Raw genomic sequence first — 13,636 nt, 5'->3', positions numbered from 1 at the left:
ACGGATTGCACTTGAAGCTAAAGGCAACCAAGAACGATTCTTTAGCATATTAGATGAACGGCTAGATATTATGGCGGATGCGCTTTTATTCCGTATCAACCGGGTAAAGGAAGCTAAGCCAGAAAATGCACCGATATTATATATGCACGGTGCCTTTGGTAAAAGGTTAAATGAGGATGAGCCAGTCGACCTATTATTTAATCAGAAACGGTCTACTATATCAATGGGATATATCGGTTTATATGAGATCGGTACAGCTTTTTATGGCCCTAATTGGGAGTCAAATCCTGACGCAAAGGACTTTACCCTGTCTGTTTTGAAAACGATGAAGCAAAAAGCTGATCATCTAGGAAATACCTACGGCTACCACTTTAGTATCTATTCAACGCCAGCGGAAAGTCTGACAGACCGTTTTTGTGAATTAGACCTTGAAAAATTTGGATCAATACCAGATATTACGGATAAAGAATACTATACAAACTCATTTCACTATGACGTCCGCAAATCACCTACACCTTTTGAAAAACTTGAATTTGAAAAAGACTATCCAAAATATGCAAGTGGTGGTTTCATTCACTACTGTGAGTACCCAAATATGAGACAAAATCCTAAAGCGCTTGAAGCTGTATGGGACTTCGCCTATGACCGGGTAGGCTATCTAGGGACTAACACCCCAATTGACCACTGCTATGAATGTGGTTTTGATGGTGATTTTGAACCAACTGACCGCGGCTTTAAATGCCCACAATGTGGTAATAATAACCCTAAAACCTGCGATGTCGTTAAACGGACTTGTGGTTACCTCGGTAATCCACAGCAACGACCAATGGTACACGGACGACATAAAGAAATTTCATCTCGGACAAAACATCTCTCTCAAAGTCGCGTAAATACCTCATTTGAAGCGGACGGCGAAGATGCCATTGTCTACAATGAACCAGTATGGGGTGATCAGATTGACAAGCAATCATAAGGGTGAAAATGCCAAACAGACGGAAAAATCCTTAATTCCTAAAAAATATACCGAACGGTCTATGGTGGAAGACAAGCAAGAGGCGCGACCTGAAGACTTTCTTAGTGAAGAAGATATTAAACGGGCCGAATTAATTCAGAAGAGATTAGCTAGAAGAGCCCAGCGCGCACCCAAATCCCCCAACAACCCAGAACCTAAAGAATGGTTAGCAAAAGATTGGTCTAGAGGAAAAATCGCTGACTACAAAGCTTATAACTTTGTGGATGGCGAAGGTGTTCGTTGTTCCATTTACGTCAGTGGTTGCCTCTTTGCTTGTCCAGGCTGCTACAACCGGGTTGTCCAGAATTTCAACTACGGAATTGATTACACTGAAGCACTACAAAATAAAATTTTGGAAGATATTGGGGCTAGTTACTGCCAAGGTTTGACCTTATTAGGTGGGGAACCTATGCTAAACACTAATGTCTTACTACCGCTATGCCAAGCTTTACGTGACCGCTATGGGCACAATAAAGATATTTGGTGCTGGTCAGGTTATACCTTTGAAGAGTTACTAGTCGATTCAGAAGATAAACTTGCCCTCTTAGACTTAATCGACGTGTTGGTTGATGGTCGTTTCCTACAAGATCAAATGGATCTAACTTTACAGTTTAGAGGAAGTAGCAACCAGCGAATTATTGATGTCCCAGCGAGTCTTCAAAAGAATGAGCTTGTACTTTGGACAAATGCTGATGGCTTGCCATATAAGTAATTATTTTATCGGTTTACAAATATCAAATGACCTTTTATTCTGAGATAAGTATAGATTGAATTTTTAGCTAAACCATTTCATTTAAAGGTCTACGATTTTTAAAAAAGTTAGGAGCTACACAATGACAATGATAACCGTTGGTGGGATGATCGGCCTAGGTAAAACCACCGTTACAAACTTAATCAGAGATGAATTAGACTTTAAACCCTTCTACGAATCTGTTGAAGATAACATTATGTTGCCTTATTTTTATAAAGCTAGTCCAGAAGAGCAACTATTGAAGCGGTATCCATTTTTAACACAATTGGATTTTTTGAATTCAAGATTTAAAACGATCAAACAAGCTTCTAAAGAAGATAAGTCCGTTTTAGACCGATCTATTTTTGAAGATTGGTACTTTGCCAGAGTGAATACAGACATTGGCCGTATTAGCGAAGAAGAATTTTCAATTTATGAAAACTTATCCCGTAATATGATGGAAGAATTAGCTGAAATCCCGCGCAAGCACCCTGATTTAATGCTATATCTACATGGGTCTTTTGAAACTGTTATGACCCGCATAGAAAATCGTGGGCGTGACTTTGAACAAGGTGAAGAACTCACCAACTATTACCACCGCTTATGGTCTGGTTATGATGATTGGGTGAAAAATCACTATAATCAATCTAAAGTGATGTTCATTGATATGGAAAAATACGACTTGGTCAAGTATCCCCACCATCAAAATGTCTTAATTCAAGATATTAAAGACTTTATGATCACAAATGATATTGTGACTGCCGACACATTTAAATAGAATACTGTTTGTTTAAGGAGATGGGCAAATGGAAATGGTAATACGACTTAAAAAAATTCAAGAATTTGCAAGAGAACGCATGGCTTTTGACCCCACTGGTCATGATTACTGGCATGTGGACCGAGTTGCTAAACTCGCTAAAGCCCTGTATATAGCAGATTATGGTGAAAGTAATACTGAGGCTTTGATTATCATTGAAGCCGCTGCATATTTACACGATACAATTGATGACAAGCTAGTTTCAGATATTATTTTTAGCCAAATGGAAGTTGAACAACTTTTAGATGCGTTACATCTTTCGCCAGCTAGTCGAGAAAATATTCTTTTTACCATTCAACATATGTCCTACTCAAAAAACTTAACTACCCAGTATGAGTTGTCGGTGGAAGGACAGTACGTTCAGGATGCAGACCGAATTGATGCTCTTGGTGCAATGGGGATTGCCCGCACATTTGCTTACGGCGGTCACGCTAATAATGAAATTTATAATCCAACAATCCCTGTGATTGATGTGAAAAATAAGGATGATTACCGCAACCATCCTTCAACTGCAATTAACCATTTTCATGAAAAACTACTTAAACTAGAACATTCTATGAATACAGAAGCTGGCAAAGAGATTGCGCATGAGCGGACACTTTTTATGCGACAATTTCTTGACCAATTTATGGCTGAGTGGCAAGGAAATATTTAAACAATTCGTATTATTTATTGTAGAATATAATTAGCAAGTCATTTTGAATTTAAGAAAGAGGTTATATCATTGGATAAACGTAAAGATACTTCAGCAAGCACTAAGCTATATCTAGCAACACCTTTTTTCAATCCTGACCAAGTTCGCCGTGTAGAAGAAGCGACAAAAGCCTTAAACGCGAACCCAACTGTTGGTGTTGTTCATTTCCCATTTGATCATCAATACAAAGACACATCTTTTGACCGTGATCCAGAAGGTATTTTTGGTTCATTCGAATGGCAAGTAGCGACTTACCAAAACGACCTATCTGCTATGAATACTGCAGACGCTGGTGTTTTCTTATATGACGTTGAAAACGTTGATGACGGTACAGCCTTTGAGTTAGGTTTCATGCGTGCTATGCACAAACCAGCTATCGTTGTCTTATTAAGCGAAAATGGTTTAGAAAATAAAGAATTAAACTTAATGATTGCGCGTGGAGGTACTTACTTCATGACTGATATCAATGAATTAGCAACTTATGACTTCAATCACTTCCCAACAAACCCACTTCCAGACATGGATGTTATCTAAAAAATAACAAGCATCAGGTTAGCCTGGTGCTTTTTGTATACCAAAAAAGGCATGAAAGGCATTTTACCACCCTTTCATGCTTTTAATATTCTCATTAAAGATCAAACAATCTATTCGTTTTTTATCAGGTTAATCACTTTTGGTGGTTCTGTTTTTATTTTAAACTTTAACAATCCAGCCTTCAGGTGCTTCAACGTCACCATTTTGGATACCCACTAATTGATCATACAATTTTTTAGTGATTGGGCCTACTTCAGTTTCTGAATAGAATACATGTTTATGGTCGTTATGGGTAATAAATGATACTGGTGAAATAACAGCCGCTGTACCACATGCTCCTGCTTCACTAAAGCGGTCTAAATCATCAATATACACATCGCCCTCTTCAACTTCTAAGCCTAAACGATGTTCAGCTAACCAAAGTAATGAGTATTTAGTAATTGACGGTAGGATTGAAGGTGACTTAGGGGTCACAAATTTATTGGTATCTTTTTCAATACCAAAGAAGTTTGCGGAACCTACTTCTTCAATTTTTGTATGTGTAGCCGGATCTAAATATACAACGTCAGAGTATCCTTGTTCTTTGGCTTCAATTCCTGGCTGTAAACTACCCGCATAGTTTCCACCAACCTTTGCTGCTCCTGTACCATGAGGTGCCGCACGGTCAAATTCAGATGTTGTAAAGGCTGTTGGAACCATACCACCTTTGAAGTAAGGGCCAACAGGCATGGCAAATACTGTGAAGATATATTCTTTTGCTGCATGTACACCAATATTATCCCCTACGCCAATTAAAGTTGGACGTAGGTAGAATGATGCGCCTGTACCATATGGTGGCACATATTCAGCATTTGCTTTAATCACTTCTTTAACCGCATGAATAAAGTCTTCTTCTGGTACTTCAGGCATCACCAAACGGGCTGCTGATGCATTTAAACGTTTCGCATTTTGGTCAGGACGAAAGATTTGGATATCGCCTTCTTTTGTTTTAAATGCCTTTAATCCTTCAAAAACACCTTGTCCGTAATGTAAAATTGGTGCCCCTTCTTCAATCTGGATCGTATTTTCAGTTTCCAAACCACTCTTATACCATTCACCATCTTTCCAATAGGCACGCCAACGGTATGGTAAGTTTATATATTCAAAACCTAATTCTTCCCAATTGATATCTACTGTCATGCTACTCATCCTTTCAAATCATGTGTTTATATGAAATTCGTGTTGGTTTGGATATTATTCATCTAAGCAATAAACGCCTCTCACGATTCATTAATGTAGTATTAGTTTAACACTATTTATGAGAAAAAGGGTAGTTTATTTCTAATAAAAATGAGAATAAATCTAATTTTGTTTATTTTTTTCTTTTTATAGATAAATAAATAAAAAGTGTTGTCCACTATAGACAACACTTTTTGAAATATATTTAGTAACTAACGCTTACCAATTTTTATAGGAAACTTGCAACGATTGGTACTAAAATAGCAATCAAAATACCAGATATTACCATGGCGATACTAGACATCGCGCCTTGAAGTTCATTAATTTTCATTGATTCTGCTGTACCCATGGCGTGACTTGAAGTACCCATAGCTAAACCACGCGCAAAATATGAATCAATTTTTAGAAGTTTGAAGATCCATTCGTTCACCACAACACCAAAGATACCTGTCAAAACAACTGAACCAACAATAATTGGTGTAATACCACCAATTATTTCGGTAATATCAATCGCGATGGCGGTTGTTACTGATTTAGATAGCACCGAACGTAAAATTTCTTCATCCATATTAAAGATAACAGCGACAATCAAGATACTCGCAACGGCTGTAATCATAGCTGCCACAACTGTAATAATAATTGTCCAGAAGTTTTCTTTTAAAATGTGCCGTTGTTTATATACAGGAATAGCTAAAGAAATAGTTGCTGGTGTTAACAGATAAGACACAAAACTCGCGCTTTCTTGGTAAACAGGAACATTTACCTTGCCAATAACTAAGATCGCAATAATTAAAATAACTGCAATTAACAACGGATTGGCAATAGGTGTTTTTAATTTCTTGTTTATCCACATGGCAATCATGTATACGCCTAAGGTTAGAAATAAACCAAATGAGGGGAACAAATCAAATAAACTATTCATTATTTTCTCCTCCATTCTTAGCATTCTGACGTTTTTGCAGAGATTGCGCTATAAGACCAGCAACGACCATCACAAGGATAGTTGTCACCGAAATAATTATAGACCAAGATAATAAATGTGGCTGTAAACTTGCCCAAGAGGTAATAAAACCAGCACCTGGCACTACGAACATAGCAGGCATCACGGCAATTAACCATTCACCTACATTTTCAACTTGTTCCAGCTTAATCACACCAGTCATTAAGCAGATAAATAATATCACCATGCCGTAAATTGATGCTGACAAGGGTAAAGGTAATATGTGTGATAATACTTCAGAGATTAAAGTAATCACAATAATAATAAAGGCTTGCTTAAAATACTTCACTTTTTAATGCTCCATTCTGTTTAGATTCGGTAAAATTCGCTAAACCATTTTGGCTTTGCGATGATGCATCACGAGGTTAGCATATTCATTTTTGATTGCATGAAAGTCGTCAACTTTTAACCACTCATACATTTTGCCACCATACATCGTCAATTGTTGTTCAGCAACCGCTGTTCCATCATGCTTTAAGTTCGCGTAATGGTAAACGTAGGCACTAGCTTTCTCTCGATTTAGATTAAAGTAATCCATCATAGTGCCCACGATATCATCCAATTGCCCATCTGATAAGGTCATATGTAGGGCTTGATTTCGCATATCTACGAATCCTAATAATAAACCCGTATTAACAAAGATTTCTATATCCGATAGATTACCTGCATCGCTTGTATGCATTAAATCTAATAGTTTTAGCATATCTACTTTTTCAGCAGTTAATTGTAAGCTTTCAGCCATGGCATTAGGGTTTGCTGTTGCCGTGGCCTCATTAAAATGTTGCGCGAAGGCTTTTGACGAAAGGGGTAAATCTTTATAGTTGGTTGCCGGTACAACTCTTTCAAAAGTATCGTTGTACACGAAATACTTGCTGCCATCTTTACTGGCTAACTGAAAATCAGCTCCTTCTGGATACCAATAAATACCCGCTACAGTTGGTTCCAGTTCAGCAATTTTATTAATGTCGACAAGAAGTACGCTCTTTCCGTCCATAATTTCAGTTTGCGTATCCGTCACAGCAAAAAAACGCCAACCACTATCACTTGGCATCAAGCTCTTTTCACGGAAGGCCCATAATAATGGTTGCTTACCTTCAAGTAGTGCTACCGAAGCTAAACAATTACCGCCGTTTGGAATCAATTGCTTGGTCATATTTATCCTCCGAATATTGTTGTAGATTAAATGTTGTTGTTGAATAGATTTGTCTATATACATTTTAGCATAAAAATTGGCAAAAAATAATTAGCTATTTGCCGAAAATGTGCGGTTTATAATGGTTGTTAGCGATTGTATAAAATCCGCTTCTTGATCAATCATTGGGGTATGCCCCGCATCCGGTATAATGAGCATTTCTTTTGTCGGCGCTTGAACTTTTTCAATCAATTTTTCTGCCTGACTTCTTGGTACTTGGATATCATTTTCCCCAGAAATCAGGTAAAAAGGCATACTAAATTCAAGGTCGCTTGTATATATATCTGTCGCCAATAATTCTCGATACAAGCGCTGGTTGAGTAACATACGGGCTAGCATTTCCTGGTCATCTGCTGATAAATTATCTGCCTGATTGGTTAACAATAAAGGTAAATATTGAACAAAGTCAGCTGTGCCAAACCCTAATTCACGCTGAACGGCCCGCAAAATCGCCGCCTCATAAGCTAAAGTCAAAAAATCATCCGGATTAGGATAGTCAGCTGAAATATCACTTAACTGATCAAGTAGATCTTGACGCCCTAAACTTGTCGCCAATTCACGCGTCTGACTTAGAGCCACTGCCTCATCCTCAACTGGTGTCACCACTTGCCCAATCCCTACATAAAAAGACACATCATCCGGATGTTCAAGCACATAAGATGCACCTAACGCTGACCCCCATGAATGACCAATAATACCCACTTGATCAACCCCATAACGGGCCTTGGTGTAGGCAACTAAATCCGTTAAAGAAGCCTGTAAATCGACCATATTAGGTTCTACACTTGGATTAGCTTCATAAGTTTGCCCCGCACCAATCTGATCCCAAAAAAGGACATTCACTTGATCAGATAAACCAGCCAAAGTATCCGCTTGGTTCGTATAAGAAAAGCCTGGTCCCCCATGGAGGAAAATAGCCACCGGTAAGCCGTCTCCCTGACCCACCTCATACACATACTGGTCTAGTCCATTCAAACGCAGAAAATGACTCTCTTGAATGCCCGAATCTCTTTGCTCAACCGCTGGTAAATCAGCCTCTTTTGCATTAAATTGCTTTAACGCTTCTTCTCCGTTAGCCTCAAAAGCTTCCGTGAAAAAAGACGGCTCTTCATCCAAGCTAGCAACCTCTTTATCCACATTCGCCGTATCCAAGTCTACACCCGTATCCTGGTGGTTTAACCCACAACCAGTGAGTACAACGCTGGTTACCAACAATACAAACCAGTTTTTCATACCGTCTCCCCCCTCTTTTCTATCATTATATAGAAAAAGACGCAGTGATAAATCACATACGCCCTAAAATAAAATAATATTCCTTTATCGTTTTTTTCTAATCACTAGCAGAAGTAAGCCAACGCTATTTCATCTTTTTCTCGATTTTCTTTTCGGTTTTCTTCGCTACTTTAGGTATAACACGGTAGTTTTTCCGGATAAATTTTGGGAATTTTTGTTTATTAATAATTTGCATCAAGGTATCTGACGTATAAACTGCAAGCGCAATCGCTAAAGCAGTAAATAGGGTACCACCTAGTTCGGTAAAGCCTTGAGCCGTATTTCCTTGAATAAAGGCTAATGCTGTTCTGTACATTCCACCTCCTGGTACAAATAGGAAGAAAGCTGGAATAAAGAAAACTGTTACCGGTTCTCGGAAGATACGCGCATACATCTGGGAAATCAACGCAATAATCAAGGAACCAAAATAAGTAGCCATTAACTCTGAAAAACCACCAAGATGTAAACTAATCAGATAACTACCCCAACCAGCAACATTAATGAGTGGCGTCCAATATAGGACTTTTCGAGGACCTTCTAGCGTTAAAGCCGCAAACAAACCCACACCATAAGCACCAATCAATTGTAGAAGAATATCCATTGCCGTCATTAGTATAAACCTCCAATCAACGCAAGACCTAGTGCTGCCCCTAAGGCAATCATCAAGGCATTTAAAAAGGCCTCTGTTGCTCTAGAAACGCCCGCAATGTAGTCTTCGTGGAAAATATCACGTAAGGAGTTCGTTATGGCCGTTCCAGGAACCATTGGCATCAATGTAGAAATAATGACAATATTGATATCCGTATTTGGTAATACATAGGCTTGCATTAAATAAGCAGCCACTGTTACAACAAGCGCTTGAATAATATTTGAAAAACCTTCACTAATATAGTATTTATCCACTAGACGGTATAATAAGGCTAAAATTAAACCATTAATTGAAGACAAGATCAACTCGTTAATACCTCCCCCAAAAAGGAAACAGAAGGCTGCAGCTAAACCCACTACCCCGATTGATACTTGTAATTTTGAATATTGGGGCTTCTGGAACCGAATAACCTGTAACCGCTCATAAGCTTCGTCAATTGAAATATTACCTGAAGTTAATTCACGTGAAATATGATTTACTTGGGTAATTTTATTTAAATTGTTAGAACGGCGTGTAATTCTCTTAATACCAGTAAACCCAGAACCTTCAAAAGATGGGTCATCAAGGGTCATATAAAGACCTGTTGAAAGAGAGATTGCCACTGCATATGCTGCATTTGATGTTGTTAATATACGGTTCATCGTATCTTCAACACGGTATGACTCTGCATTACTTTCTGTCATTATTTGCCCAGCTAACAGAGCCGTTTCTAAAATTTTCTTATTTAAATCTACCATTTTGACCCACCCTTTCTCATAATCCACGGCTATTGTACCATAGGTCATCAACAAATAAAGAGGCCACTTTCCATGTAAATGTATCCTATTTCAACCTGTCTTCTAACCCAAGTCAGACCAAATTTATGCTATAATTGCCCCGACTAATTAGATGAAGGAGCAATTAAATATGATTACCATGGCAGGCATGATCGGTGTTGGTAAGACTACTTATACCAACCATATGGCAGAAATGTTTCAAGCAGAACCACTTTTTGAAGAAGTATCAGAAAATCCAATTTTGGATGCATACTACAGCGAACCAACCAAATATGCTTTTTCACTGCAAATTTACTTTTTAAACCAACGCGTTAAAAGTATTAAACGCGGGATGAAATTAGACCGTGCAATCCTAGACCGGTCAATTTATGAAGATGCTTTATTTACTCAAGTAAATAATATTAACGGCAATATATCGGATGTAGAATGGCAACTGTACCAAGACTTATTGGCCAATATGATGGACGATATTCGTATTATTTCAGAATCAACCAATCAATCACCAGAATTACTTGTCTACTTACATGCGCCTTTCGATTTAGTCCTTGAGAAAATCAAGCGTCGTGGTCGTCCATACGAACAAGTAGAAGATCGACCAGATTTACTAGCCTACTATAAGCAACTGCACACCTTATATGATGAATGGTACGAAAACTATGACCATTCAGCTAAAATGGCCATCGATGTTAGCCAATATGATATCCTAACCAGTAACGACCAAGAAATCGTTGCCAAAAAGATTCAAGACAAATGGTCAACACTCTTGGTAGATTCACAAATATAATTTATTGCAAATAATGCACAAACTCATTTAAGTAAATAAACCGTTTTCTTTTAAAATAAGCGTAATTAAGGTTCTTTCAAAATAAAAAGTTTGTAATTATTGTTATTTTTTCCTCAAATACTATTTCACTAATTAGATTTTTTTGGTATCATGTGAAAGTATTTGAGGAAAATATAGAAGATATTATGAAACCGCTGTATTGAAATTGTTTTTTAATATCAAAATAATTAAACAAAAAAAGGGAGATCATTATGTCTACAGAACAAACACAAGAGAAAAAACCAGGCGTTATTGACCGCGTCCTTGGTGCCTTACGTGATATTTTTGCACCAAACTTAATTGCCCTAATGGCTGCCGGTATTTTACAAGGGATTGTCATCCTATTAAATACTTTTGGTATTATTTCACCAGAAAATGCAGAAAACTTTATTTTATCAAACATTTCATCTGCAATTTTCTACTTCTTACCAGTATTATTAGCTTATTCTTCAGCTGAAGTATTCAAAACTAATAAAGTACTAGCAGCAGCAGTTGCGCTATTCTTATTACATCCAGATGTTGTCATGTCTATGGAAAATTATATTCCAGGATCAGACTTCTTTGGTATTCCAATTGCCAATACTGGTACATATAATAACTCTGTTATTCCAATTATTTTAATTATCTGGGCACAAAGCTATATTGAACGTGCTTGTAAAACATTTATTCCAGAAATTGTCCGTGGTATCTTTTTACCAGTAATCACCTTGACATTAACTGCCATTCTTGGTGTTTTATTATTAGGACCAATTGGTAACCTATTTGGTGAAATCTTAGGTGCTGCGTTAGCATGGTTAACTGGCGTTTCTAGCTGGATTGTACCATTATTACTCGGTGCTTTTGGTTTATTCGTTGTTATGGCCGGTGGTCACTACACGCTATTCCCAATTGCCACTCAATTGCTAGCAACAGTAGGTTACGATAACATTATGTCACCAGGTCTATTGGCTTCTAACTTAGCTTTAGCCGGTGCTGTTACAGCTGTACTAATCAAAACAAAAGATAGAGAATACCGTTCTTACTCACTATCAGCGGTTATTACTGCTTCCCTAGGTGTATCTCAACCAGCACTTTACGGTGTGGCCTTACCAATGAAAAATGTATTGATTGCGTCTATCCTTGGTGGTGGTATCGGTGGTTTATATGCAGGTATTACAAACTTTGTACTATTTGCTTTTGTAAACCCAGGTATAGCAGCTATCCCTGCTTTCATCAACCCAGATGGTTCATTCGGTAACTTAATTAATGGTTTAATTGTAATGGTTATTTCATTCGGTGTTGCTTTCTTATACGTAATGTTTACGCCGTACCATGAATTACCAGAAGACCAAATTAAAGAAATCACTGCAGAATAATAAGATATCTACACTAAAGTCCAGCCAGGGAAACTTGGTTGGGCTTTTTTATATGCCAGTAACTCTTGAATACGTTTACTATAAGGGATATAGTTGAAGAGTAATTCAAGGTTGATTGTAGGAATAACAACCTTTTACGAACAGTTTTTTTATCAAAGGAGAGAAAGTATACATGTATTCAACAGAAGAGAAGATTCAGTTTTTAGCCGACTTAATTGCTATCGATTCAGTTAATGGCAAAGAAAAACAAGTTGCCGAACATATCCAAGCCTTTCTAAAATCTCATGATATTGATTCAGAAGTGATTGATTTAGGTGACGGCCGTGCAGACCTAGTTGCAAACTATGGTTCAGGTAAACCTGTCATCGGTATCTCTGGTCACATGGACGTTGTTGCAGCTGGTGATCCGTCAGCTTGGGACTTTGATCCATTCAAGTTGACTGAACATGAAGGTAATCTTTATGGGCGTGGAACAGCTGATATGAAAGCTGGTGTAGCTGCATTTATATTCGCTCTTATTGAAATTAAAGAAAATAACTTATTAGAAAAAGGTTCTATTCGTTTAATGCTGACAGCCGCTGAAGAGAGTGTTCAAACTGGTTCAGCTCACTTCCATGAAAACAAGTATATGGATGACGTTGATGCATTAATTATTGGTGAACCAACTGGTAATGTCATCAATACGGCTAACAAAGGCTCTATGAACTTTACAATTCACTCAAAAGGTCGTGCTGCTCATTCATCCATTCCACGTGTTGGTGTGAATGCTATTACACCATTACTAAAATTTGTTTTACGCATCGAAGAAGCTATGGAAAGAGCTATTAAAAACGTTGAATTTTCAAGCTTTGACTTCTCTGACGTAATTGTAAACTTTGGTGGTGTTGAAGGTGATGAAGAAGGTAATAAGGCTTTAAATGATTTCTTACGGTCTACTTTCTTAACAAACTCAATGTTCAATGGTGGTATCCAAATAAACTCCGTGCCAGATACAGCTTCAGCTTCATTTAATGTCCGCACAGTAAATGAATTCGACAATGAAAAAGTAAAAGCTTTATTCAACGACGTATTAGCAGAGTTCAATGAGGCTGATTTTGATCTAGAAATGTCATTAGACTTAGCGCCTGCAATCACAACAGGGGAAAATGATTTTGTTGAATTAGCATATAAACTAGGTGAAGATATTGTCAAAAAACAATTCATGGTTGGTCCAACAACAGGGGTAACTGACGCTTCTAACTTACTATTAAGTAAAGATGAAGACTTCAAATTTATTATCATGGGACCAGGTCAAACAAGTTTAGCGCACCAAGTAAATGAACATGTATCAAAAGATGAATACTTAAACTATATTGTCCTATACATCCAATTAATCACTCAATACGCAAATAAATAGTTTTTTAAGAGCTTGTTAACCATTATGGTGCAAGCTCTTTTTTATTATATGGAGAGCATACTCTTAAAACCCGTTTTGTTTGCATGATATAAATATATCCTTTAGTATATAAGTATCAAAGCTTTAAGGAGGCTATAAATTATGGCAAGAATTGCAACTGTATTGGCT

The 13,636-nt window shown here is 37.5% G+C and carries 15 protein-coding genes; 8 read left to right on the top strand and 7 right to left on the bottom strand.

Annotated elements, in window-relative coordinates; translation table 11 throughout:
• The 5 genes from nrdD to ACRCJ0_RS05360 all read left to right on the top strand — a co-directional run.
• Positions 1 to 973, top strand: a 973-nt coding sequence (gene nrdD, locus ACRCJ0_RS05380; protein ID WP_431389729.1) for an anaerobic ribonucleoside-triphosphate reductase, incomplete at its 5' end; no start/stop codon positions are given.
• A gap of 61 nt (positions 974 to 1,034) precedes the next feature.
• The gene (gene nrdG, locus ACRCJ0_RS05375) at positions 1,035 to 1,724 is read left to right on the top strand and encodes an anaerobic ribonucleoside-triphosphate reductase activating protein (protein ID WP_431389731.1); all 690 of its coding nucleotides are present in this window, start codon (positions 1,035 to 1,037) and stop codon (positions 1,722 to 1,724) included.
• 121 nt (positions 1,725 to 1,845) lie between these two features.
• A complete protein-coding gene (locus tag ACRCJ0_RS05370) occupies positions 1,846 to 2,520 on the top strand; it encodes a deoxynucleoside kinase (RefSeq protein WP_417893843.1) in 675 nt (224 codons plus the stop codon).
• 28 nt (positions 2,521 to 2,548) lie between these two features.
• The gene (locus tag ACRCJ0_RS05365; protein ID WP_417893844.1) at positions 2,549 to 3,214 is read left to right on the top strand and encodes an HD domain-containing protein; all 666 of its coding nucleotides are present in this window, start codon (positions 2,549 to 2,551) and stop codon (positions 3,212 to 3,214) included.
• Between the two features lie 69 nt (positions 3,215 to 3,283).
• Entirely contained in the window at positions 3,284 to 3,787 is a 504-nt protein-coding gene (locus ACRCJ0_RS05360) for a nucleoside 2-deoxyribosyltransferase (protein WP_003142845.1), read from the top strand.
• Between the two features lie 159 nt (positions 3,788 to 3,946).
• On the opposite strand, the gene ACRCJ0_RS05355 is transcribed toward ACRCJ0_RS05360, so the two are convergent.
• The 7 genes from ACRCJ0_RS05355 to ACRCJ0_RS05325 form a co-directional block, all read right to left on the bottom strand.
• Positions 3,947 to 4,966: a branched-chain amino acid aminotransferase gene (locus tag ACRCJ0_RS05355; protein WP_417893845.1), complete on the bottom strand. Its 1,020-nt coding sequence runs from the start codon at positions 4,964 to 4,966 to the stop codon at positions 3,947 to 3,949.
• Positions 4,967 to 5,234: 268 nt separating this feature from the next.
• A complete protein-coding gene (locus ACRCJ0_RS05350; protein WP_417893846.1) occupies positions 5,235 to 5,927 on the bottom strand; it encodes an LrgB family protein in 693 nt (230 codons plus the stop codon).
• Complete coding sequence (locus ACRCJ0_RS05345; protein ID WP_417893847.1) at positions 5,920 to 6,294, bottom strand: CidA/LrgA family protein; 375 nt, start codon at positions 6,292 to 6,294, stop codon at positions 5,920 to 5,922. The genes ACRCJ0_RS05350 and ACRCJ0_RS05345 overlap by 8 nt, the downstream gene beginning before the upstream one ends.
• Positions 6,295 to 6,333: 39 nt before the next feature.
• Complete coding sequence (locus tag ACRCJ0_RS05340; RefSeq protein ID WP_431389728.1) at positions 6,334 to 7,221, bottom strand: immunity protein Imm33 domain-containing protein; 888 nt, start codon at positions 7,219 to 7,221, stop codon at positions 6,334 to 6,336.
• Positions 7,222 to 7,248: 27 nt separating this feature from the next.
• The gene (locus ACRCJ0_RS05335; protein WP_431389727.1) at positions 7,249 to 8,430 is read right to left on the bottom strand and encodes an alpha/beta fold hydrolase; all 1,182 of its coding nucleotides are present in this window, start codon (positions 8,428 to 8,430) and stop codon (positions 7,249 to 7,251) included.
• Positions 8,431 to 8,554: 124 nt separating this feature from the next.
• The gene (locus ACRCJ0_RS05330; RefSeq protein WP_059349339.1) at positions 8,555 to 9,079 is read right to left on the bottom strand and encodes a threonine/serine exporter family protein; all 525 of its coding nucleotides are present in this window, start codon (positions 9,077 to 9,079) and stop codon (positions 8,555 to 8,557) included.
• Positions 9,079 to 9,855 (bottom strand): threonine/serine ThrE exporter family protein, encoded by a 777-nt coding sequence (locus ACRCJ0_RS05325; protein WP_417893850.1) that lies wholly within the window; start codon positions 9,853 to 9,855, stop codon positions 9,079 to 9,081. The genes ACRCJ0_RS05330 and ACRCJ0_RS05325 overlap by 1 nt, the downstream gene beginning before the upstream one ends.
• Positions 9,856 to 10,024: 169 nt before the next feature.
• Here ACRCJ0_RS05325 and ACRCJ0_RS05320 point away from each other — a divergent pair, with 169 nt between their 5' ends.
• From ACRCJ0_RS05320 to ACRCJ0_RS05310, 3 genes are all read left to right on the top strand, one after another.
• Positions 10,025 to 10,678 carry a deoxynucleoside kinase gene (locus ACRCJ0_RS05320; protein ID WP_431389730.1) on the top strand — a complete coding sequence of 218 codons (654 nt, stop codon included), beginning with the start codon at positions 10,025 to 10,027 and terminating at the stop codon, positions 10,676 to 10,678.
• Positions 10,679 to 10,929: 251 nt separating this feature from the next.
• The gene (locus ACRCJ0_RS05315; RefSeq protein ID WP_197558514.1) at positions 10,930 to 12,072 is read left to right on the top strand and encodes a PTS transporter subunit EIIC; all 1,143 of its coding nucleotides are present in this window, start codon (positions 10,930 to 10,932) and stop codon (positions 12,070 to 12,072) included.
• A gap of 172 nt (positions 12,073 to 12,244) precedes the next feature.
• Entirely contained in the window at positions 12,245 to 13,468 is a 1,224-nt protein-coding gene (locus ACRCJ0_RS05310; protein WP_431389726.1) for an ArgE/DapE family deacylase, read from the top strand.
• Positions 13,469 to 13,636: the final 168 nt, after the last annotated feature.

It is taken from the genome of Aerococcus sp. L_32 (assembly GCF_050689315.1).
The sequence above is the reverse complement of the archived record's forward strand: the minus strand, read 5'-3'. Positions and strand labels throughout refer to the sequence as shown.

Coding starts and splice junctions, on each gene's coding strand:
- nrdG (WP_431389731.1), top strand. CDS start 1,035: ATGGTGGAAGACAAGCAAGAGGCGCGACCTGAAGACTTTCTTAGTGAA.
- ACRCJ0_RS05370 (WP_417893843.1), top strand. CDS start 1,846: ATGACAATGATAACCGTTGGTGGGATGATCGGCCTAGGTAAAACCACC.
- ACRCJ0_RS05365 (WP_417893844.1), top strand. CDS start 2,549: ATGGAAATGGTAATACGACTTAAAAAAATTCAAGAATTTGCAAGAGAA.
- ACRCJ0_RS05355 (WP_417893845.1), bottom strand. CDS start 4,966: ATGACAGTAGATATCAATTGGGAAGAATTAGGTTTTGAATATATAAAC.
- ACRCJ0_RS05350 (WP_417893846.1), bottom strand. CDS start 5,927: ATGAATAGTTTATTTGATTTGTTCCCCTCATTTGGTTTATTTCTAACC.
- ACRCJ0_RS05340 (WP_431389728.1), bottom strand. CDS start 7,221: ATGTATATAGACAAATCTATTCAACAACAACATTTAATCTACAACAAT.
- ACRCJ0_RS05335 (WP_431389727.1), bottom strand. CDS start 8,430: ATGAAAAACTGGTTTGTATTGTTGGTAACCAGCGTTGTACTCACTGGT.
- ACRCJ0_RS05330 (WP_059349339.1), bottom strand. CDS start 9,079: ATGACGGCAATGGATATTCTTCTACAATTGATTGGTGCTTATGGTGTG.
- ACRCJ0_RS05325 (WP_417893850.1), bottom strand. CDS start 9,855: ATGGTAGATTTAAATAAGAAAATTTTAGAAACGGCTCTGTTAGCTGGG.
- ACRCJ0_RS05320 (WP_431389730.1), top strand. CDS start 10,025: ATGATTACCATGGCAGGCATGATCGGTGTTGGTAAGACTACTTATACC.
- ACRCJ0_RS05315 (WP_197558514.1), top strand. CDS start 10,930: ATGTCTACAGAACAAACACAAGAGAAAAAACCAGGCGTTATTGACCGC.
- ACRCJ0_RS05310 (WP_431389726.1), top strand. CDS start 12,245: ATGTATTCAACAGAAGAGAAGATTCAGTTTTTAGCCGACTTAATTGCT.